Below are 20,896 nucleotides of genomic sequence, written 5' to 3'. Positions count from 1 at the left end.
GGGGGGAATCGTGTTCGAGTTCGGAATCCTTGGCCCGGTGGAGGTGCGAGCGGACGGCGCGCCCGTCCCGATCAGCGCCGCCAAGCTCCGCACACTGCTGGCCGCGCTGCTGCTCAGATCGAACCGCACGGTGCCGACCACGACCCTGATCGAGCACGTGTGGGGCGACCAGCCACCCCAGCGCGGTGTGGCGGCGCTGCAGAACTACGTGATGCGGCTGCGGCATGTTCTGGGTGACTCGCTCATCCGCACCACGCCTGGTGGTTACTCGATCTCGCTGGCTCCGTCGCAGCTGGACCTGACGCGGTTTGTTCAGCTGGCCGCGGAGGCCGCTTCGGCTGCTCCTGCTACCAGGTCCCGGTTGCTGGCGGCGGCTTTGGAACTGTGGCGCGGGCCCGCGTTGGAGGGGATTCCATCGCTGCCGTTGCAGCGGGCCGAGGTGCCTCGTTTGGAGGAGCTTCGTCTTGATGCGGTGGAACAACGGATCGACGCTGATCTGGAGTTGGGGCTGCATGGTGCTCTGGTGTCGGAGTTGCGGTCGTTGACGGCTCAGCATCCGTTGCGGGAGCGGTTCTGGCACCAGTTGATGCTGGCTTTGCGGCGTTCTGGGCGGCGGGCGGAGGCTTTGGCCGCCTATCGGAGTGTTTCGGAGTTGTTGTCCGAGGAGTTGGGCTTGGATCCCGGGCCTGAGTTGCGGGAGCAGTTCGCGGCGATTCTGCAGGCAAGCTGAGCGTTTCAGGCTGCGAAGAGCTCGGCGCCTCCACGTAGTTCGTGGAAGCGCCGAGCTCTTCGCATCAGACGGTGTAGGGGAACAGGTGGACCGCCGCCCTGTCCACGACCACCTCAACCACCTCACCGTCGGTCGTCGTGTCACCGTCGGCCACTTCCACCGACACCGGTGAGCCCGCCACCTGGAGATAGGTCGCGCCGTCCTCGGTCACCTGCCACAGGCCGCCGAGCACCACCGACGTGCCGTCGAGCCGTACCCCGGCGACGCCACCGGGGCGGGGGCGAACGTCGTCGTCGACGTCCATCTCGACGTCGTACTCCCGGCCTGCCACCGGTGGTTCCTCCGACTTCCACACGCCCGCGCCTGCACCGGCCGAGCAGCGGAACGACACGAGACCAGCCGTGCCGACTGCGGACACCTCGATCCTCATCACGATCCCTTCGGGTAAGGCACCCCGAGTTGGACATCGTCCACGTATCGCGCCCTACTGCCGTATTGCCTATTCCGCCTGTCCCAGGGCGAACCGCCGGAATCCGTTCAACGCGTCGTCGAGCGAATGGAGGTCCACAGGACGACTCGTACCGCTCGCCGTCCGACGATGCCCAGATCCACCGTCCCTCACCCGGTTCCGCCTTCGACCGGTCGAGGGTGCGCCCTTCGAGATCGGTGTCCACCAGGCCTGCCACAGCCCGCCGAGCACCACCGACGTGCCGTCGATCCTCATTCCGGCGACACCACCGGGACGGGGGCGGACGTCGTCGTCAACGTCCACCTCCACGTCGTACTCCCGGCCTGCCACCGGTGGTTCCGCGGACTTCCACACGCCCGCGCCCGCCCCTGCCGAGCAGCGGAACGACACGACCCCGCCCGTGCCGACGGCGGACACCTCGATCCTCATCACCACGATCCCGTCGGGTAATGGCGTTCCCTTCGAGGAACGCACGGCGGGGAGCTGAACGAGCCGGCTCCCCGCTGCAACAACGGGGAGCCGGCCACGAACACATCGGAAGTACCGCCTACATCTGCTCGATCCGGAACTCAGCGCACCAGAACGACGCGATGTCGTTCCCAGGATCGGTCACCTTGAAAGTGACCCCCTCCCAGCCCGCATCACCCATGTCGATGATCTGCAGGTCGATCGGGAACCCGCTCTCCTGACGGAACACGAGCTGCACCACTCCGTCGAAGCACAACGCGACGCGCTCGGACTCGGCGGATCGGGCTTCCACCCTCAGCGACACCTGTCCGTCGTCATCCGTGATGACGACTCGGCTCATGTGCCAGGAGGCATCGCGGAGCAGCTTGTCGTACTCGTCGATCACGGAACTCACGGACGGTACTCCCCAGGTGCGTGTTTGATGTACTCGTGCCCACCCGGCGTGTGCCGGTTGTACTGCCACACGTGGTGGTGCACGTCAGGAATGTTCTGGGAGGGCAGTTTCGCGTTGTAGTCGGTGCGGCCGATCAGTCTCCCGTACTGATCGTAGTACGCCACCCACGGTTCGACTCGGACATTTCCATGCCCGCGGTCGTTGATGTACGCACCCTCCAGCACACGGGTGCCTGGCGTGACCTGCTTCGGTGCCTTGAACGCCTTGTCGACCAGGTACTGACCCGGAACGTAGTCGTCATCGTCCGTCCGGCCGCTGTTGTTGCCGCTGCCGGGAGGCTTGAGACCAGTGGGATCCGTGCTCGTGGTCGGCGCGTTTCCGACGTAGGCGTGCAGGTTGATGCCACCGTCGAACCCGCTCGGGTCCTCGCTGACGAAGCGCTGCAACACAGGGCTGTAGTAGCGAGCACGGTAGTAGAACAAGCCGGTGCCATCGTCCTCACGACCGGTGAACCGGAGCGTGTTGCCGCCATCGCTGCCACCGACGTACGTACGGCCGAACGGTTCGTACGTGTACGCCGCACCCGCTCCCGAGGGGTCGACCAGGCCCACGGTGCTCCCGATCGCGTCGGTGAGGAACCTGCGGCTGCCCGCAGCGGTGTCGCGAAGGTGGTGCCCGTCAAGCCCATCGCTGGTGATCGTCGCGACGGCCTGACCGTTCACCTTCTCCTGCACCGGGTTCACACCGTCGTTCAGGATGTCGGTGGTCACGCCGTTGACGGTGCGGCCGGCACGCCTGCCGTCGGCCAGGTAGCGGAACGACGCCGACTGCCCCGGTGCGGTGACCGATGCGAGCTGGCTGCGGGCGTTCCACTCGTAGGTGCGCACGCCGTCCGACTTCAGGTTGCCGTCGAGGTCGTACGTGATCGCCGCACCAGCGACCGACGAAAGCCGGTTCGCGCGGTCGTAGACGGCAGGACCGAACGGCTCGGGCAGCATGGCCCGCGACCACGATCCAGTTGTGCGAACAGGTTGCCTGGCGGCGTCGTACTCGTACCCGATCTCACCGATCGTCGTGGTCCCCGCCTTGTAGGTGATGGACTTGACGTTGCCGAGGTCGTCGTAGGTGCTGGTCTGCCCAACCCCGGTTCCCAGAGCGCCGACCCGCTCAGGCCTGCCGACCCGATCCCGGCTGATCACGCTCACCTGCGCGCCACCCTGCTGGATCTCCGCCAGCGCACCGATCGCGTCGTAACCGTGCTTGGTGGGTGTACGACCGGCGATCGTGGTCGTCCGTTCCCGTGCGGTGGTTCCGTACGCGTACGAAACCGTGCCCTGCGGCGTCACCTCCTGTTTGACGCGATTGCTGTCGTCGTAGTCGGTAGTCGTGTTCCCAGCGGTCGAATCCGCGGTGGACCGGATTCGGTCACCGGCGTCGTACCCGTAGGTCACCGTGCTCTCGGTGCCGTACTTGGTCTCGTAACGCCGGTTCAGAGCGTCGTACTTGTGCTCTGTGACCACACCACGCCGGTTGGTCATGCGTTCCAGGTTGCCGTTGAAGTCGTACTTGGCTTCAGCTGCCCACGCGACACCGAGCGGGTCGGTCACCGAGCGCAGCTTCTCCATCTGGCTGTAGTCGAAGACGGTGGTACCGCCCCTGGGATCGACGACCTTGGTCCGGTTTCCGTTGCCGTCGTACTCGAACGCGGTGGTACGGCCCAGCGGATCCACCACCGACCTGATCAGTCCAGCCGGGGTGAACGCGGTCTCGCTGGTGGCCCCCAAGGCGTTGGTCGTCAGAACCTTGCGGCCGATGGCATCGAACCCGATGGTGCTCGACTTGCCGAGGGGATCAGTGGTGCGCACCGCGTCCGAACCGAGGTAGTCGATCGTGCTGGACTTACCGGCGGGATCAGTCACCTTGATGACCTGGCCACGCACGTCGCTGTCGTACAGCGTCTTGCGGTTGGCCGCATCGGTGGCCGATTTGACAGCACCCCTGGCGTCCAGTTCGTACACCGTGTCCTTGGCGTACTCGTCGGTGTGCTTGGTGAGCTCGCCGTTCGGCCCCTTGTGCTCCCATTTCTCGGTCTTCGCGCCGGTGGTGCCGTCGAGGACGGTGATCTGGCTGATGAAGCCCTTGGCGTCGTAGACGTAAGAGGTCTTGCGCTTGAGCGCGTCGGTCGTCGACTTCACCCGCACGCCGTTGGCTTCGTACTCGGTGGTCGTCTCCTGGGCGAACGGAGTGCCGAACGCCTTGGTGTCGCTCACCACCTGTCCCTTGTCGTTGAACAGGAACCGGCGCACGGCGTCGCGCGGGTCGATCATCTTCGTCTCGGTGATCACACCGTTGACGTCGGTGTACTCGAACTTCGTGACGCCGCCGTCGGCCGCCGTCTGCGTCTTGACCCGGTCCTTGTCGTCGTACTCGTTGAGCAGGAACCGGGTGTTGCGCGGGTCGGTGATCGTCTTGAGCAGACCCTTGGCGTCCCAGGTGTACTTGGTGACGCCGCCTTCCGGGTTGGTCACCGATTCCAGGTGGCCGCTCGGGAGGTAGGTGTAGCCCACTCGCCTGCCGAGGTTGTCCTCGACGGACTTGACCTTGGCCGGGTTCGCGTCGTCGTAGCCGAAGCGCACCCAGCGGCCGCTGGACGACGTGACCTGCGTGACGGGGCCGTTCGCCCTGACCTTGCCGTCGACACCCGGTGGTGCGGGGGCTCGGGTGATGGTCGTGGCGTTGCCGAACTTGTCGCGGATCTCCTGCAGCGGCGCCTCTTCGCCGATGACGTAGATGGTGCCGTCGCGCAGTTTCACGTCCCAGCCGGCGTCGTTCCACACCGCGACCGAGCCGTCGAACTTCGTCGGCGTCGGGTCCGCGGCGAACACCGCGCCCGCGTAGTCCTGGCCAGGGGTCGTGCGGGTGTAGTGGATCTTGCTGCCGTCCGGTTGGACGAGGTCGAACTCCCTGAACGTCGGGAAGCCGTCGACCAGCGGTGCCCACGGGAAGACGCCGTAGTCGAAGCTGGTGCCGACGCCGAACGGGCGGACGAACACGTCACCCTGCTGGTAGCTGCGCTTGACCTCGATCGGCAGGACGTCGTCCACGACGAGGTCCGTCTGCTCGTCGATCAGCAGGCCGGTGGCCGGGTCCACCGGGTCGCCGACCCTGGTGCCGTTGGGCTTGGGCGAGCGGCCCGCCGGGTTGAGGCCCGGCACCACGGTCATCGCGCCGGTGAGGCGGTAGAACTTCACGTCCGCGTCCGGCACGATCTGCGTGCCGTCCTTGGAGACGGTGCCGTGGCCGTAGACGTGCCAGCCCTTGCCGTCCGGGTCGTAGTTCCAGAACTGCGTCCGGGTGCCCGGCGCCTCCTTGGTGTAGTTCGGGTAGATGATCGTCGCGCCCTGCGGGAACAAGTAGCCGCCACCCGGCTGCGCGGTGAAGTACACCGGCACCTTGCTCGGCGGCAGCGGGAACGGCGGGCGGTCGATCGGGATCGGGGTCAGCGACAGCTCGGTGGCCACGTTGCCGTCCGCGTCGCGGATGACCGTGCCCGCCGGGATGCGGACCTCGAGGCCCGGGATGGACTTCGTGGTCAGGACCGTCTCGCTGATCGTCGGGCTGGGCACGTGCACCACGGAGTTCTTGTCGATCTCCGGCAGGAACACGGTGTGCGGCAGCACGAGCACCTGGCCCTGCTTGACGTCCACGCCGATGTCGAAGGTGCCGAACGAACGGCCGGTGGTGCGGCCGTCCACCCGCAGCGACACATGGCCCTCTGGCAGACCGATCAGCGTGAACTTGCCGTCCGCGTCGGTGGTCGTCCTCTTGTCCCGTGCGCTCACCGTCACGCCGGCCAGCGGATGTCCGTCCGTGGACTGCACGGTGCCGACCACGCCGGTGAAACCGACCGCGAACTGCAGCGGGCGATCCCGTACCGGACGGGGGTCGTAGCGGGTGTTCCAGTCGGTGCCGCTGAGGTTCGCGGCGTCCGGCCGCCAGCCGCTGGACGAACTGCACGGCGTCGAGGTCGGCTTCTCCAGCTCCTCGTGCTTCGGTTGATCACCGCCCTGCGGCGCGGCTCCCACCGCGGCCGCGGGTGGGCGCTGATCCGCCTGCGGGCAGGTCGGTTCCTGCACCTGCGGTGGATCGATCTGCGTGACCGGGGCCGCGGTGGCCCGCTTGGTGATGGACACGTCGATCGAACCCACGACGCTGTTGGCCGGGTCGAACACGAGCGTGTACGTGCCGGTCGCCTTGAGCCTGGCGAAGAACTCGTAAGGCTCGGTGCTGACGAACCGCCTGGTCGTCTCGACCGTGCCGTTCGGCGCGTAGAGCGTGTAGTAGGTGCCGTTGTTGCCGATGTTGCGCTTGATGCTCAGCTTCGGCAGGTCGTTCAGCGTGCCGTCGAACGTCAGCCTGCCGTTCTGCGCGGGCCGGTTGAACGTGACGGTCTTGGCCGCTCCCCCGTACTCGATCTTGCCGCCGTCGGTCTCCGAGTTCAGCATGACCGTCAGCTGGCCACCGATGGGCTGGACGTCCTGGTCGACCGGTTCGATCTGCACCCGGTAGTCACCGGTGACCGGCAACTGGGTGAGGTCGAGGCCGAGCGACGTCTGGAACGCGCTGTTGCCGGAGGTGTCCAGGGTGGTGCCGTCCGGCTTGGTGACCCTCCACTTCAGGAACGGGATGCGCTCGGACGCCGTGCCGATGGTCAGCCGCTGCCCCTGCGTGCCCGCGATCTTGGCGATGATCTTCTGGCCGTGCACCGTGATGTTCACGTTCGACGGTGCCGCGTCCGGGACGAGCGTGCCGAGATCGGCGGGTTCGGACAGGTGGAACGTCAGGTCGCCGGTGACCGCGAAGCCGGGGTCGACGAAGATCCGGTACTTGCCGGTCTCCGGCAGCGCCGGGACGTCGAGCTTGCCATCGGTGACGGCGCCGACCGAAGTGGTGCCGTTGGGCCGGAACAGCCTGATGACGACCTCACCCGGCACGCTCTTGCGCACCACCATCGTCAGCGGCTTGTCCTTGACACCGTCGTAGTCGAGCCACATCTCGCGGCCCGGCCGGTCGACGGTGACCTTGGTGGAGGCGTTCACCGGCAGCTTGCCGCCCTCGGCGACGGTCGACAGCCACGCCTTGGCCGCGCCGACGGCCTCCCAGCCGCTGATGAACAGGTTGTGCGTGCCGGTCTTGCTGATCTTCAGGTTTCGCGTCTCGGCTGTGCCCTCGCGCAGCTCGACCTGCTTGCCGTCCGGTTCGGACATGATGCTGACCGGGTAGGCGGCACGGCCGTTCTCCCGGATGGTGTTGTCGGTGTGGCCGAGCACCAGCGGCTGGTTCGCGGTGCCCTGGAACTGCATCCGCACCGACTGGCCGGGCCGCAGCACCTGGTAGGACGTCGGGTTCCCGTTGACCGCCAGCGGTCCCGCGTCGATCACGCTGGACAGCCAGACCCGGCCGGAGCCGAGCTGGTTGGGGTCGAAGTTCGGGATCACCTTGTAGGTGCCGGTCTTCTTCGCCTGGAACACCATCGTCGGGATGTAGTCGCCGAGCCGGGCGCGCCAGGTGAGCCGGACGCCGTCGGGGTCGACGACGGAGACGTTGAAGTGGTTGCCCGGCTCGCTGATGTCGGTGAGCCCGAAGCTCATCCACTCACCCGCGGTCGCCGTGAACGGCATCTCCTTCACCGGCTGGCCCTGCCGGATGTCGAACGGCACACCGGACCCGTCGCGGGTCAGCTTGTCGCCGGTCAGATCCTTGGACAGGGTGACGCTGACCTTGCCCGCCGCAGCGTCGTCCGGCGCCACGACGATCGTGTAGGTGCCGTTGTGCTTGAACGCCGGCAGGTCCTGGTGCAGCTTGCTGCCTGCCCACAGGTCGAGCGGGTCGCCGAGCGCGCGGCGGGCGAAGTCGCCGCCGTGCGGCGTGAACATCCACATCGCCGAGCGCACCGGAATGGTGTTGTTCTCCAGCTTGAGGTTCTGCCGCTCACCGATCTTGCCGTCGACCAGCACCACGGCGGCCTTGCCCGCCGGGATGTCCAGGTTCACGGCCTGGCCGAGCTGCAGCCGGCCACCGTAGATCAGCTTGGAGGTCACGAAACCCCGTGGCGCGACCAGGAAGTCGGCCGCGCTCGTGACCTCGCCGCCGGGTGTGCGGACGGTGATCCGGCCGGAGGACGCGGCGTCGGGCACCTGCACGACCAGCTTGGTCGGCGACACCTCGCGCACGCGCGCCGTGGTCTGGTGGAACCGCACCACGTTGCGCGCGATGTCGGGGTCGAAGCCGCTACCGGTGATCGTCACGACGTCACCGGGATCGCCGCGATCCGTTGACACGGAAGCGATCGCGGGCGTGGTCACGCCCCGCGCCAGCTGGAAGGGCCGCGGGCTGACCGAGGTTTTGCCGTTGGCCGTGACGCGCACGACGCCTTCCTTGACACCCTGCGGCACGGTGACGGAGACGCGGTTGCCGGACGCGGCGGTCACCAGTGCGGCGACGCCGTCGAACGTCACCGTCGTGCCCTGCGCGGCGAAACCGATGCCGCTGATCTCGACCGTGCTACCCACCGGGCCGCGTGCGGGGACGATCGCGAACACTGTCGCGTCGCCCTGCACGAACCGTTCGGTGGCAAGGAGGTTGCCGCTGTCGTCGTACCGGTAGGCGGCCGCCTCACCGGAGTTGTTCGCGACACCGGCGAGCTGGCCCGCGGCGTCGTAGAAGAAGTCCCTCGGTCCGGCGGGCGCGCCCGCGACGAACTCGTGCCGGACGGGCGTGGACAACGCGCCGGTCGCGGTCACCTTGGACCACACGGTGAGCGTGCGCTTGCCGGAGCGGACCGGGGTGACGGAGAGCTGCGCCGCGTCGTTCGCGACCGGCTGCTCCTTCGGCGCCGCGTCGGTGTCGAGCTGGTGGACGATCACGTCCGCGACGGTGCTGCCCTGCGGGCGGACGGTGACCGTGCCGGCCTGGCCGATGCTGCCGTGCGGCTGACCGTCGGCTGGGAAGTCCGTGGACGTCACGACCGGTGCGTCCGGCGCGGGTACCGGCAGGCCGCCGACGGTGAAGGTGTGCGTGGCCGGAGCGGACGTCTGACCGTTGAGCGCCCACGCGGTGAGCGCGTGCGCACCGCTGGTCGACGGGGTGAGCTGGACCTGCGCCTCACCGGCGGCCGCGACCGTCGTGATCGGGCCGGTACCGAGCCGGTACCGGAAACCGTTGGCGGAGGGGCTCTTCAGAGTGAAGGTGCCGGCCTGGCCGGGCGCGCCGTGCGGCTGGCCGTCGGCGGGGTAGTCCGTGGAGACGATCTGCGGCGCGGCGGGAACCTGTGGTGCGGCGGCCGCGACCTTGAAGCGGTGCTGCGCGGCGGACGAGTCCTCGCCGTTCGCGCCGACCGCCTTCACGGTCAGGACGTGCTCGCCCGCGGTCGTCGGCGTGATCTTCGCCTGCGCCTTGCCCGAGCCAGCGACGTCGGTGACCGCGCCGCTGTCGAGCTGGTAGCGGAAGCCGGTGACCGGGTCAGTTCCGGTAGCGCGGAAGGTGAACGTGCCCTCCTTGCCCGCGGCGCCGTGCTCGACGCCGTCCGCCGGGTAGTCGGCCGAGGCGACCTGCGGCGTGCCGGCCGCGGCCGTGGTGAAGGTGACCGGAGCGGACTCGACCGACGGGTCGGCCCCGATGGCGACGACCTCGACGGTGGTCGCGGTGGACGGCACGAGGCTCAGCTTCGCCTTGCCGTCCAAGGCTTTCTGGAAGATCCAGTCGCCGTTCCACCGGTACTTGAACGCGGTGCCACGTTCGGCGGTGAAGACACCGTTGTCGTGCTTGACGATCGGCTCCGGGAGCGCGGCGACACGGGTGGCATGCGGCGCGAGCTCTGACTCGTTGCCAGCCGCGTCGACGGCCCTGACCTCGAGCACCTGGGTGCCCTCAGCCGGTGGTGCGACGCTGACCTCGACGGTTCCGCTGGGTGCGGGCACCCGCGTGAACTCGGTCGCGCCCTGCCAGCGGTGGCGGAACTCCACGGCGCCCGGCGCGGCGAAGACGACCTTGCCCGGCTGCTTCGGAGCGCCGTGCGTCTGCTCACCCGCCGGGTAGTCGGTGGACGTCACGACCGGTGCCGCGGTGGCGCCAGGGGTGAAGGTGGTGACGAGCGGCCGGTCGAACTCCTTCAGCGGGAGAAGGGACTCCCCCTGGGCCACAGCGGTCTTGACGGCGCTGGAGACGTCCTGGTCACCCAGCCGCGCCCGCTCGATCCGCGCACCGGCGAACACCGTGCCGTCGAAGCCCTGACCACCGCGCCGAACGACCTGCGTGAGCTCCCACTCGCCATCGGGCAACGTGAAGACCACGTCACCGTTCTCGATCTTCGTGGGCACCGGCCCCGCCTTCGTGGTGGCCTGCTCGGCCACGAACACGGTGCGCTGCTTGGCGTCCAGCGCGCGGATCACGCCGTCGCGTTCCTGCAGGGCGAGCCCGCGGGTGCCGACCGGCAGGCGCACCTGCTGCGCGCCCCGGCCAGTGATGACGATCCGGAACCCGTCCGCCAGCGCCTGGATCCGCGTGTCGGCGAAGACGGCGGTGTCACCCTCCACCTTCGGCGGTTCCTGCGGCGCGGGCCCCCATTCCAGTGACCTGTCGTCGTGCTCGATCGTGACCAGCGGTTCCTGCGGCCCACCGGCGATCCGCAGGCCGACCCCCGCCGCCTTCGGCGAGACCAGCGCCGGATCGAGCGAGGTGTCGACCGCCACCCAGCCGTCGTCGCGGCGCACCCGCTGCGGCGCGGCGTGCTGGGTGACGGTCATCGTTCCGTCGGGATTGGCCACGACGAGCCGGGTGGCGCTGGTCAGCAGCGCCACATCCACCGGCTCGCCACAGCTTCTCGCCGCCGCACGGGCCGCGGGCCCGTCCGGTCTGCTGTCCGGACATTCCTCCCGTGTCACCACGGCAATCGCCACGGCCAACGAGACCAGCAACGTCCCCACGACGGGGATCGCTATCGAGCGCCTAGCCTTCACGACTACCTCCAGCGCAGCAGGCAGACCTCCCCCAGAGGTCCAACCTCACCCAAGCGCCGGGGTCTCTCAGGCCACTCTCACCGCACTCTCATCTCAGGGCGCCGCGGTTTTCAGGCAGTCCAACACGGCCTGATCCGGTTCCTGGGCCGCGACCTTGCCGTCGATGAAGGCCTGCCGTTCCGGCGCGGGCCTGCCCATGTACCAGTCGGCGACGCACTCAACGGCCTGCGTAGGCGCGTCCTTGGTGCCGGCGTCCGCCCTGATCTTGGCGATGACGTCCTGCTTCGTCGGTCCGGACTCCGCGCAGGCACCGAGGCACAGCACGAGCAGGACCACTACCCCCAGTTTGCTCATGGCACCCGAGCATAGGAGCTGTGACAACCGGGTACAGGCCCACGTGATGGTCATGTTGCGTGCGCTGTACGAGACAACTCGACGCCAGCAGCGTGGTATGCCACCTTGGTGAGCTCGCTGCAGTCGAACCCGCCCTCGGCCTCGCCATCTCCACCCCGGAAAAGGCGCCCGTCAGGATTGGTGGTGGTGCCGAGGATGCGGACGTAGCGGGTGCCGACCTCCATCACGTAGAACACATACGCGTGTTTCAAGGTGGCGGCGCAGTCGGCGTGGAGAAGTCGCACGCCAGCATGCTCGCCGCTTGAGCACGCAGGAACCTCCGCCACGAGGTATCGGTACCCCGGATCGGCGACAGCGGTACCCGAAGACGCTTCAATCCGCGGCGGATAGTTGACGCAGCCGTGTGCCCGCTGTGAGTGTGCCCAGGTCCACCGGTTGCTCGCCGGACTCCGCGCTGACTTCCCCAAGAGACGCAACACGATCAGTATCCCCGCGATCGGTTTACCCGCACCCTCTGGCTCAGCGCTCCCACCTGCGCATTGCAGAGACTTGCAAGGAATCACACGGCCAGCCCTGCATAGTGGCACCACGGCCGCAATGGGGACTCACGGCGGCCTTCACCTCCACACAGCAGCGTGCAACCGCACCCGAAGAAGAGGCTGGGTACTCGTAGTGATCAAGCAGTCAACACGGCGTCGTGCGAAGACAGCAGCCGTCGTGGCCGCGGTGGCAGCCACGACCACCGCGCTCCTCGCTTCGGCCCCGGCAGCCACCGCGGCACCGTCCGTCCAGCTCACCGCCAACGGTCAGCTCTCGGCCAATTCGATTATTATCGAAAAACCCCAATACCATTACTACGCGCGTTCCGCCATGGTCGAGGGAACTCTGGACACGGACGAATGTGTGCGTGTGTACGCCGCCACGTACGCGGGCCCCACGCGCAGGCTCGATTACCGGAGCACGAGCCTGAAGTGCGACGTCAAAGTGCCGTTCAAGCTCGAACTCAAGGCGGACGTTCCTGGCGGAGCCGACCGGATCCTCCTCGAGGTGCGAGACAGCGCAGGGAACATCCGCTTCAGCACCTGGGACTACCGCTAAAAGACTCGCAAGGAATTAGCCGTATGTATCGCGGATGAGGCGCCATGCTTGCGTGATGAGTGCCGCTGAAGGTTTGCAGGCGTCGCTGGCGGCGAAGTTCAGGGCGATTCTGCCGCACCTGAACTGACGTCAGCGGCGCCTGCTGCTGGCGGCGCAAGCCGTATCGCTAGGGCACGGCGGGATCAAGCTCGTGGTCCGCGCCGCAGGCGTGCGGGGCAGCGACCGTGTCGCTCGGTGTCGCCGAGCCAAAGTCCTGCACGCCGCGCGGTACCACTCCCCCAAACCGTTCCACGGCCGGCGCATCATCGTGGTCGGCGCCGGCAACTCCGCCGCCCAGATCGCCACCGAACTCACCCACGTCACCCTCGCGACCCTCCACGGCCGACGTGACGACCGAGCGCGAGCAGCACGACGAGCGACAGCTGTCCGAAGTAGAACAGGTACGGACCGAAGTCGTAGAAGTAGAGCGAAATTCCCGGCGTGGTCCGGACTCCTCGGGTGATCGCCGCCATCTCCGCGTGGTCCTCGGCGAGGAACCCGGCGACCACGTCCACCGCGAACTGACCGGACAGCGCGACGGCCCCGGCGACGGCCACCACGGCGAAGATGCGGCCGCGCGGCCCGATCCGCCGCACCATGTCCTGGAAGATCCACGTGAAGAACCCGAGTACGGCGAGGAAAGCCAGGTGCCCGACCGTCCACGCCGGACCGGGGCCGCGTTCGCCGTCGAGGCTGACCGGCGACCCGAGCGGATCGCCGGTCAGCAGGATCTTCGGCATCCCCCTCAGGAGGGAGATGGCCTTCTCAGGCCGTTTCCAGGCGCACGCCCCACGTGTCGAGCACGACGCTGATCGGCGCGTAGACCATGTAGTTGTAGCAACGCGGGCTCACGTCGGGGTTGAGGCCGGTGCAGCCCACCACCGTCGAGCCCGCCAGGATCACGCCGCGGGCCTGCACACCGCCGGTCACGGTGGCGAACACGGGACCGCCGCTGTCACCACCGGCGATGTAGTGCGCGCTGCCCGAAGCCTTGGCCTCGATGTAGAAGTTGCCCTCGGTCCACGGCAGGCTCGTGGTGTCGTCGGTGATCGTGCCGCAGCGCTGCCCCGACGACGCACCGGACGCGCACACCGTCTGGCCGACGAAGTTGCGAGCCCAGCCCTTCACGGCCGCGGTCGTGTTGCTGCTGTAGCCGCCGGTGTAGACCCGCCCAGTCGTCGCCGGTGAGGACGACGGGTCGATCAGCTGGGAGTCGATGCTGGCGATACCGGCGACCGAGGCACCTCCCGGTGCGATGGTCTGGCCCGCGCCGTCGCGGACGGCGGCGTTGGCGCTCTCGTCGCAGTGGTGCGCGCTGAGCAGGCGACCTGCCGTGCCCACCAGCACGGAGAACGCCGTGGAGCAGGCCGAACCGTTCTGCACCGTGCGGATTCCGCCCTTCCACGGCGGGGCGTCGTTGACCCTGGACGCCTTCTCGTACGGGTCGCGGACCTCGAACGCCACTGGCGTCCTGGCAACCGTCTCCGCCACCCGGCTGTCGGTGGCCGACATCATGACACCGGGAACCCGAGCCCGGATGCCGGAACCGTCCGGGTTGACCGCCACCGACTGGAGGTCGACCTGGCGCGCGAACGCGCTCTTGACCAGGCGTTGGGCGGCCTCCATGCCCTCCACGCGGGAGTACCTGGCGCCCTCGACCAGCTGGACGGACACGCCCAGCGGCTTCGAGTCCGCGTAGGTGCGGACGTCCGCCGGTGCGGTGCCCTTCCAGTGGACGGTGACCGCACGGCGGTCCTCGTCGACCCTGATACCCGCTAACCCGGTCCTGGCACCGAGGTCGTCGAGACGGCCCGCCACCTCGGCGACGGCCTCGTTCGACGGCGGTTTCGGCGCGGCGTGCGCGGGCGCCACGATCCCGAGCACCACGGCAGCAGCCACGCCAACACGAATGAACGCATGCGAAATAGACACGTTTACGGTGTCCCCCTTTTAGGCGCCGCCCCCATGACAGCGCACAGCCGCATTGTGCACCGATCGAAACGCCTAGCACCAGAGGCAAAAGTTCAGTCCACTGTGGACTTTCCGACGCGGGGTAGGGTCCAGGTGGCCGCCCTGCGCCCGGTACAGCTCGGCGAACGCGTCCAACGGCATCGTGAGATCACCGCCCTTGACGTCGAGGTCGAAGGCCAGCCGGTACCAGGCCGCGCGACCAATGTGCAGAGCTGGTTGAGGCGAGGTTCCGGCAACGCGCGCGCCGCGTCGACGACCGTGCTGACGTCGCCGCGCACCGTGCGCGCCGTGTCGAGCCGCAACCGTCACCGTCGCGCTCGTACCCTGCACAGCGTGACCGCGACTGGGTTCCGCCCACTCCCGCGAAGCCGCCGACGTCGGCGTTGACGCGGTTCGGGTTCACCGGTGTCAACTGCGGCGGACACGGGTCGGACGCCACGCCCGGTTCCTGCGCCGGCCGCGCTCCCCGTCGATCGAACGGGTCGCCGTGTACGACCCGGCGAGCAGGCTTAGTGGCGCGGCGACCCGCCCTCGCCCCAGCGACACAGCTCGTTGCGCGACAGCCGTGAGAGCGCGACCAACAAGATCGCGATCCGCTCGAGAAACGACGGCCGCCGATCCGGACGGGCGACGGATTTCCGGTGCAGTCAGGTCGATCATGTCCAGTTCACGGACGCCGATCCCCTTTTGCGGCAAGGGATCGAGCGACGACCAGCCAGGCGCGGACCTGGTAGTGATCCAGTCCCGCCCGGGGTGGTGAGCAGACCGGTACCGGCTGGCGGTGGGGTTTGCCGCTGGGTGTTCCCGCGGGCGAGCCCGCTGGTCACCGAGGGCCGTCGGGATGCAACCGGTCGGCCGGACGGGCGTCATGTAAGTAGTGCCGACCAACTGGACGGCCCGCAGCAGCGCCGCAGAGGAGTCCCGGTCATGCTCGTAGCACGCGTATCCGCGGTCATCGCGCTCGCGGCCGTCGTGGGCCACAGCGCCCTCCCCGGCAGCCTTCCCGCTGCGGCAACGGACCGTCCGACCGCCATGGTGGACGCGTCACACCAGCACCGGGAGTGGGCGCCATACGGTGCGCCCACGGCGGCACCCGATGGGACCGGCGAGGTCAGCATCCCTGTGTATTTCACGTTCGTCACCAACGGAGCCCGCGGCCGATACCCCGAATCCCAGGCACAGCGGCTGGTGGACTACGCGAACGCGGCATTCGCCGGTAAGACGAACCCCAATTCCGCGCGCACGCCGTTCCGCTTCCTCCTCAAGGGCATCCGCTACGTCGAGCACGCCGGTTGGTATGAGACCGACGAGGCGAAGTGGGAGGCCGGCGACTTCATGCGGACGCTGCGCGTCGGCGACGCCGGCACTCTGAACGTAGTCGGCCCGGAGCCCGGGCCGCACGCGGGCACGAGCACCGGCACTCTACCGGAGTACTACCAGGCGGACCCTCAGCGCGACCTGGTCATCATGGACCACAACAGTCTCAGCGCCGACCTGTCCGTCCCCGGCCCAGCCCTCGACGACTACGCGAATGTGTTCGTCCACGAGATTGGTCACTGGTTGGGCCTTCACCACACCTTCGAGGGCGGCTGTGCCGGCGAGCAGGACGACCACGTGAGTGATACCCCCCGACACCTCGAACACTGGGAATGGCCCCTGAACGAGTCGGACACCTGTCCCGAGCAGCCCGGCAAGGATCCCATCCACAACTTCATGGCCTACGGGACCGTTGGCCCGCGGGAGTTCACCCCCGGCCAAGCCGAGCGCATGCGCCAACAGTGGGCGACGTATCGGGCAGCCCCAGCGACGAAGCCTTGAGGTCGTCCGGCTGGACTTGGCGGTTGGCTGCCCCACTCGGGCGCGTATTGGGCAGACATGGCGGGACCTGGCAGCGGCGGGCCTGACGCCACAGCGACATCGACCACCGCAGCGAACATGATCCGCTACAAGACAAGCAAGTACCTACGCGGTCTTCCCTTCGACGCGACCAGAGGCATCATGCTCACGCCGGTCTTGAAGCCGGACAAACCCAGTGCCAGCAACGGAAACGCCAGAATCGCCGGCCCGACCACGCCGCCGCCCGTGGAAGTCCGCGCCTCCAGCCACCGGTCGAGCACCACCGGCTCGGCGGGGCTGGGGTGGGCGTGGCGGCTGGTGCCCGGCTTCGGTGGTGCGGTGCGGCACGGTCGTGGCTGGCCTGCTCGACGGGCAGAAGCTCGCCGTGACGGCCTACCGGTCGGTTGTCCGACGCGCTGAGAAGACCTCGCGCCAGTGCTCGGCGGACTTGATCAGGTCCTGGCCGACGTGTTCGAGGAACTGCCCCATGTCGTGGAGGCGGGCACCGGCCGGCGTGGTGGCGCCGAGAGTGTCCCCGCCGCGGCGGGCGGCGTCGGCGAGCACGGCGTTGGCCTTCGCGCTTGCCAGCATGGCCCGGAACCAGACGTCGTCGTCGATGAGGTACTGCTCGCGGCGTCCTTTGTGGTCGCGCCGGACGAGTTCCTGGTCTTCGAGGTAGCGGATTGCCAGGGAGACCGATGCAGGGCTGACCTGCAGCCGCTGCACCAGTTCGGCGGCGGTGGCGCTGCCGGTGTCGGCCGCGTACAGGCAACCGAGCACTTTGGACGCCATGCGGGGCAGTCCCGTCTGGATCATCAGGGACGTGAACTGCTCCTCGAAGTCGCGCACCGCCACAGGATCACGCCCGTACGCATCGGGCACGGGTGGCGCGGGCCTGACCGCCGGCTGGCGTCTGCGGGCGCGCTGCTCCGTGGCCCGCTGGGCGCGGTCCGGCCGGTAGCCGTGCGGGCCGCCGTTGCGGATCACTTCCCTGGTGATCGTCGACGTCGGCCTCCGCAGGCGCTTGGCGATGTCGGAGTAGGCAAGTCCCTCGGCCAGCCCTGTCGCGATCTGGCGGCGGTCCTCGTGGTCGAGCCTGCCTCCCGGCATCAGCTTCCCCTCACTCCGGTCGTCAAGTTCGAACAGTGTGCATTCACCAGCAGCTCATTGCAACACGATCAACCTCCGGTTTGCGTTCAGCTGCACGCTCATTGCAAAACTCGCGAGCCACTTACCTGCTGTTATCCCAATCGTGCGACTGATCATGATTGACGATCCATTGAACGCAAATTAGCGTTCAACATGTCTTGAAGATCAGCAGATGGGGGTGGGACGGATGCTCACGAAACTTGATCACGCCGTGGCGCAGCAGGTGCTGAACGACGCGGTCGCAGACGGTGGCGTTCCTGGAATCGTCGCCGAGGTCCGCGACGGCGATCGCCGGTGGTTCGGTGCCGCCGGGGTCGCCGACGTCGCGAGCGGGCGCGAACGCCTGCCAGAGGACCGGTTCCGGGTCGGGAGCATCACCAAGGCGTTCACCGCCACCATGGTGCTGAAGCTCGTGGCCGAGCACCGCCTGCGCCTGGACGACACCGTGGAGCACTGGTTGCCCGGTCTGGTGCGCGGCAACGGAAACGACGGCGGCAAGATCACCATCAGGCACCTGCTCAACCAGACCAGCGGGCTCGTCAGCCCCGACTTCGACGACGAGGAACGGCTGGGCCAGCTCGTCGGGCGCCCCTATCTCGAGCACCGCTTCGACCGGTGGCGTCCAGAGCAGCTGATCCAGATCGCGTTGCGGCACCAGCCGCACTTCGAGCCCGGCGTGGCCTTCCGCTACTCCAACGCTAACTACCTGCTCGCCGGACTGATCATCGAGCGGGTCACGGGCAGCACCTACGCCGCCGAGCTCGACCGGCTGATCCTCGGCCCGCTCCAGCTCGCCGGGACCTATCTGCCAGACGAGACCACGATCCGCGGCCCACACGCGCGGATGTACTCGCGGTTGTTCCTGCCCGACGCCGACGCCGAGGTGCACGACGTCACCGAGGTGGACCCTTCCTGGGCCTGGGCGGCCGGCGGCATCGTCTCCACCACCGGCGACCTCGCAACCTTCTTCGCAGCCCTGTTGGGAGGCCGCCTGCTGCTGCCCGAGCTGCAGCGCGAGATGTGGTCCACCGTCCCCACCGAGGGCGCGGGATGGATCCCCAACACGCGCTACGGCATGGGGGTCTGGGAACAGGACCTACCGTCCGGCTCGACGGTCCGGGGTGGCGGCGGTGCCATGAACGGCTCCTGGACCTACGCGATGGGCACCAGCGACGGCGAACACCTCGTTGTCAGCAACATGAACGGAGACTGGAACAACCCGGTCGGTACCTTCGTCGCTCTGCTCCAGACCGAGCTGGGCTAGCCGCCCAAGTTCAGCGGTCCAGAAGACATCTGGTCCGAACAACCACCAGGCGGATGAACAAGTGCCGGAACTCGTTGCGGGTCAACGGGATCATCTCCGCCGGCACCGGGCTGGCACGCTCAGCAGCGATCGTGACGACCACGAACAGGTGCGCCACCAACACCAACGTGGCCCAGCGGTACCACGACGTCAAGGTATCCGATCTAGGGTGGGCGGATGAAGGTTCTGTCCATCCAGTCGGTCGTCGCCCACGGCCACGTCGGCAACTCAGCCGCCGTGTTCCCGTTGCAGCGTCTCGGGGTCGAAGTCGTCCCGATCCCCACGGTGAACTTCTCCAACCACACCGGGTACGGCGCGTGGCGCGGTCCGCTCCTGCCGCCGTCGGACGTGGCCGAGATCCTGCTCGGGGTGGAGGAACGCGGGGTGTTCCCGCAGGTCGATGCCGTGTTGTCCGGCTACCAGGGCGGCACGGGCATCGCCGATGTGATCATCGACGCGGTGCGCAGGGTGAAGGCCGCGAACCCGGCGGCGCTCTACGCGTGCGACCCGGTGATGGGCAACGCCAAGTCCGGGTGCTTCGTCGCGCCCGAGATCCCCGTGTTGCTGCGCGACAGGGTCGTGCCGGTGGCCGACATCATCACCCCGAATCAGTTCGAGCTGGGCTTCCTCACCGGCACCGAGCCGGCGACCGTCGAGGAGACGCTGGCGTCGGCCGACCTCGCCCGCGCGATGGGCCCGTCGACCGTGCTGGTGACGAGCGTCGAGCGGCCCGACCGGGAGGAGGGCACGATCGAGATGCTCGTCGTGGACACCGCCGGGTCGTGGCTCGTGAGCACCCCGCACCTGCCGTTCAAGGCGAACGGGTCCGGCGACGTCACGGCCGCACTGTTCACCGCCCACTACGTGCAGACGAAGGACGCTGCACTGGCGCTGGAGCGCACCGCGTCGAGCGTCTTCGACCTGATCGACCTGACCTACCGCTCCGGTGAGCGCGAGCTGCGGCTGGTGCAGGCCCAGGAGTTCTACGCGACGCCGCGGATGCAGTTCAAGGCCGAGCAGGTGCGGTGAGCCCGCGTCGCGCGATCGCCGCGTAGGACGACCCGCGACCGTCTAATCGCCACCCCGCGCAGGTCGGTGCCGAGTCACGAGACCGACAGCGTCGAGTGGGGGCCGGACTTCGATCAGGCGTAGAGGCCGCCGCAGCAGGACGCGATGGCCGACATCTACCAACGTTCCGCCCATCTGCGGCGAACTCCTACGCCCTCCGGCGATCGCTGTCTACCAGCAGTTCGCTGACGCCAACGGGGAGGAAGCCCGCCAGGTCCTCTCCCACGTCAACGGCATGTACGAAAAGGACTGCATCTACGAGGATTGCGACGAGCAGATCGCCGGCCCGAGCGCCAACGTTGGCTGGTGGCTTCCTGACGCCCTTGCGCACGGGGCCATCCCCGCGGGCAACCCTCAGAAGGAGATCCGGCACTGGGGCTGGGAACCGCCACCGCTACTTGCGGGAGCAGTTCGCGGCTATTTTGCAGGCCAGCTGACCCGACTGTCGACAACGCCGCCGCCCCGCGAATCTCCGTGAGGCGGCGGCCTTTCGAATTTCGTCAGATCGTGAAGAACCCAGTGGTCCACTGGTCTTCGTCCAGCGTGTACTCGTCGATGTAGAAGCACTCCGGCTCGTCGCGGAACCCTTCGAGCTCCCTGGCGCGTTCGATCCTCGCCAACGCGTTCTCCCGTGAGGAGTAGACGCCGAGCACTTTCACATCATGCGGTCAGTTCGCCTGTCCCAGCGCGAACTCCCGGAATCCGCTCAACGCGTCGTCGAGCGACCGCAGATCGCAGGACGACTCGTACCGCTGGCCGTCCGATGATGCCCAGATCCACCGCCCCTCACCCGGTTCCGCCTTCGACCGGTCGAGGGTGCGTCCTTCGAGATCGGTGTCCCCCAGGTCGACCACGACGTGCCAGCCGGGATTGTCCAGCGTCGTGATCTTCACGCCGAACTCGTGCTCCCAGTCGCCGTTGCACTGCTCGGCATACCACCGCTGGAAGAACTGGAGCGGGCTCTCAGCAACCGGCATTCGGATCGTCCCATGCATCCGGC

At 68.1% G+C, this 20,896-nt stretch carries 17 protein-coding genes and 1 pseudogene; 6 read left to right on the top strand and 12 right to left on the bottom strand.

Annotation, left to right across the window (positions count from 1 at the left end):
• Positions 1–10: 10 nt before the first annotated feature.
• Positions 11–730, top strand: coding sequence for a BTAD domain-containing putative transcriptional regulator (locus tag ACIA8G_RS05970; protein WP_396417128.1), 720 nt, complete (start codon positions 11–13; stop codon positions 728–730).
• 64 nt (positions 731–794) lie between these two features.
• Here the strand turns inward: ACIA8G_RS05970 and ACIA8G_RS05965 are convergent, their stop codons facing one another.
• From ACIA8G_RS05965 to ACIA8G_RS05940, 6 genes are all read right to left on the bottom strand, one after another.
• Entirely contained in the window at positions 795–1,160 is a 366-nt protein-coding gene (locus ACIA8G_RS05965) for a hypothetical protein (protein WP_396417127.1), read from the bottom strand.
• A 69-nt stretch (positions 1,161–1,229) separates the two neighbouring features.
• Positions 1,230–1,628 (bottom strand): hypothetical protein, encoded by a 399-nt coding sequence (locus ACIA8G_RS05960; protein WP_396417126.1) that lies wholly within the window; start codon positions 1,626–1,628, stop codon positions 1,230–1,232.
• Between the two features lie 118 nt (positions 1,629–1,746).
• The gene (locus tag ACIA8G_RS05955; protein WP_396417125.1) at positions 1,747–2,061 is read right to left on the bottom strand and encodes a hypothetical protein; all 315 of its coding nucleotides are present in this window, start codon (positions 2,059–2,061) and stop codon (positions 1,747–1,749) included.
• Entirely contained in the window at positions 2,058–11,078 is a 9,021-nt protein-coding gene (locus ACIA8G_RS05950) for an RHS repeat-associated core domain-containing protein (RefSeq protein WP_396417124.1), read from the bottom strand. Before ACIA8G_RS05950 ends, ACIA8G_RS05955 begins: the two co-directional genes overlap by 4 nt.
• 93 nt (positions 11,079–11,171) lie before the next feature.
• Complete coding sequence (locus tag ACIA8G_RS05945) at positions 11,172–11,432, bottom strand: hypothetical protein (protein WP_396417123.1); 261 nt, start codon at positions 11,430–11,432, stop codon at positions 11,172–11,174.
• A 50-nt stretch (positions 11,433–11,482) separates the two neighbouring features.
• Positions 11,483–11,716, bottom strand: coding sequence for a hypothetical protein (locus tag ACIA8G_RS05940; RefSeq protein WP_396417122.1), 234 nt, complete (start codon positions 11,714–11,716; stop codon positions 11,483–11,485).
• 388 nt (positions 11,717–12,104) lie between these two features.
• Between ACIA8G_RS05940 and ACIA8G_RS05935 the strand changes: the two genes are divergently transcribed.
• Both ACIA8G_RS05935 and ACIA8G_RS05930 read left to right on the top strand, forming a co-directional pair.
• On the top strand, positions 12,105–12,530 hold the full coding sequence (locus tag ACIA8G_RS05935) for a hypothetical protein (protein ID WP_396417121.1): 426 nt from the start codon (positions 12,105–12,107) through the stop codon (positions 12,528–12,530).
• A 253-nt stretch (positions 12,531–12,783) separates the two neighbouring features.
• Positions 12,784–12,837 (top strand): annotated as a pseudogene (locus tag ACIA8G_RS05930) (hypothetical protein); the annotation flags it as partial.
• A gap of 52 nt (positions 12,838–12,889) precedes the next feature.
• On the opposite strand, the gene ACIA8G_RS05925 reads toward ACIA8G_RS05930, so the two are convergent.
• Together ACIA8G_RS05925 and ACIA8G_RS05920 are read right to left on the bottom strand one after the other, a co-directional pair.
• Positions 12,890–13,309: a hypothetical protein gene (locus ACIA8G_RS05925; RefSeq protein ID WP_396417120.1), complete on the bottom strand. Its 420-nt coding sequence runs from the start codon at positions 13,307–13,309 to the stop codon at positions 12,890–12,892.
• Positions 13,310–13,334: 25 nt separating this feature from the next.
• Positions 13,335–14,468: a hypothetical protein gene (locus ACIA8G_RS05920; protein ID WP_396417119.1), complete on the bottom strand. Its 1,134-nt coding sequence runs from the start codon at positions 14,466–14,468 to the stop codon at positions 13,335–13,337.
• Positions 14,469–15,467: 999 nt separating this feature from the next.
• On the opposite strand from ACIA8G_RS05920, the gene ACIA8G_RS05915 reads away from it, so the two are divergent.
• Positions 15,468–16,358 carry a M43 family zinc metalloprotease gene (locus tag ACIA8G_RS05915; RefSeq protein ID WP_396417118.1) on the top strand — a complete coding sequence of 297 codons (891 nt, stop codon included), beginning with the start codon at positions 15,468–15,470 and terminating at the stop codon, positions 16,356–16,358.
• Positions 16,359–16,769: 411 nt separating this feature from the next.
• Here the strand turns inward: ACIA8G_RS05915 and ACIA8G_RS05910 are convergent, their stop codons facing one another.
• On the bottom strand, positions 16,770–17,486 hold the full coding sequence (locus ACIA8G_RS05910; protein ID WP_396417117.1) for a helix-turn-helix domain-containing protein: 717 nt from the start codon (positions 17,484–17,486) through the stop codon (positions 16,770–16,772).
• Between the two features lie 226 nt (positions 17,487–17,712).
• Here ACIA8G_RS05910 and ACIA8G_RS05905 point away from each other — a divergent pair, with 226 nt between their 5' ends.
• Positions 17,713–18,789: a serine hydrolase domain-containing protein gene (locus ACIA8G_RS05905; RefSeq protein WP_396417116.1), complete on the top strand. Its 1,077-nt coding sequence runs from the start codon at positions 17,713–17,715 to the stop codon at positions 18,787–18,789.
• Positions 18,790–18,799: 10 nt separating this feature from the next.
• Here ACIA8G_RS05905 and ACIA8G_RS05900 read toward each other — a convergent pair whose 3' ends face one another.
• Positions 18,800–18,982, bottom strand: a complete 183-nt coding sequence (locus ACIA8G_RS05900; RefSeq protein WP_396417115.1) for a hypothetical protein — start codon at positions 18,980–18,982, stop codon at positions 18,800–18,802.
• A 23-nt stretch (positions 18,983–19,005) separates the two neighbouring features.
• Between ACIA8G_RS05900 and pdxY the strand changes: the two genes are divergently transcribed.
• The gene (pdxY, locus tag ACIA8G_RS05895; RefSeq protein WP_396417114.1) at positions 19,006–19,857 is read left to right on the top strand and encodes a pyridoxal kinase PdxY; all 852 of its coding nucleotides are present in this window, start codon (positions 19,006–19,008) and stop codon (positions 19,855–19,857) included.
• A gap of 539 nt (positions 19,858–20,396) precedes the next feature.
• Here pdxY and ACIA8G_RS05890 read toward each other — a convergent pair.
• Together ACIA8G_RS05890 and ACIA8G_RS05885 are read right to left on the bottom strand one after the other, a co-directional pair.
• Entirely contained in the window at positions 20,397–20,549 is a 153-nt protein-coding gene (locus ACIA8G_RS05890) for a hypothetical protein (protein ID WP_396417113.1), read from the bottom strand.
• 15 nt (positions 20,550–20,564) lie between these two features.
• Positions 20,565–20,873, bottom strand: coding sequence for an Imm53 family immunity protein (locus ACIA8G_RS05885; RefSeq protein WP_396417112.1), 309 nt, complete (start codon positions 20,871–20,873; stop codon positions 20,565–20,567).
• Positions 20,874–20,896 lie beyond the last annotated feature (23 nt).

It is taken from the genome of Lentzea sp. NPDC051213 (assembly GCF_044455585.1).
Classification (GTDB): Bacteria; Actinomycetota; Actinomycetes; order Mycobacteriales; family Pseudonocardiaceae; genus Lentzea.
Note: the sequence above shows the minus strand (reverse complement) of the source record. Positions and strands in the feature narration are given on the sequence as shown.